2 tRNA genes and 2 rRNA genes are annotated in these 659 nt (G+C 46.3%); all 4 read right to left on the reverse strand.

The features are described 5' to 3' along the window. Positions 1-17: 17 nt before the first annotated feature. A tRNA-Ala gene (locus HMPREF9624_RS11335) sits at positions 18-90 on the reverse strand. A gap of 3 nt (positions 91-93) precedes the next feature. Beyond that, a 5S ribosomal RNA gene (gene rrf, locus HMPREF9624_RS11340) occupies positions 94-211 on the reverse strand. 2 nt (positions 212-213) lie between these two features. Beyond that, positions 214-287: transfer RNA gene (locus tag HMPREF9624_RS11345), tRNA-Ile, on the reverse strand. A gap of 276 nt (positions 288-563) precedes the next feature. After that, positions 564-659 (reverse strand): 16S ribosomal RNA (locus tag HMPREF9624_RS11880); the annotation flags it as partial.

Below are 659 nucleotides of genomic sequence, written 5' to 3' on the forward strand. Positions count from 1 at the left end.
TGGAATTTCTTCCACAATGGAGATAAGGGGATTCGAACCCCTGACCCCCTGCTTGCAAGGCAGGTGCTCTCCCAACTGAGCTATATCCCCAAAATCTGGCATCCACCTATCTTCCCGTGCCGTTACCAGCAAAGTATTTTCGGCCGCTTAAGTCTTAACCGTCGTGTTCGGGATGGAAACGGGTGTTTCCCCTAAGCGCATCAACACCAGAAGTGGAACCAAGTGGACTCGAACCACCGACCTCACGCTTATCAGGCGTGCGCTCTAACCAGCTGAGCTATGGTTCCAAGGAGAATTTTTCTTCAGAAAAATTCGACTAATCTGACCAACTTTTGTAGAAAGTTGCTTTCCGCAGGAAAGTTCATGTGAGGTTTCCTTACCGAACATGAAGTCCGATTAAATAACCTCTACCAGTCTGTGAAAAATTCATCTGGATCTTACCTTTATATGGTTTTCTCCGGCATCGTATGGCCGTTGAAAACTTTTCTTCGAAAAGTAAACTCTTCGAATTCACCTCTATAATCAAAAATCGAATAACACACAAACCCCTACTTTATCCTTAGAAAGGAGGTGATCCAGCCGCACCTTCCGATACGGCTACCTTGTTACGACTTCACCCCAGTCATCAGTCCTGCCTTCGGCAGCTTCCTCTTTTGGAA

The sequence above is a fragment of the Oribacterium asaccharolyticum ACB7 genome (assembly GCF_000238075.1).
GTDB classification, from domain to species: domain Bacteria; phylum Bacillota; class Clostridia; order Lachnospirales; family Lachnospiraceae; genus Oribacterium; species Oribacterium asaccharolyticum.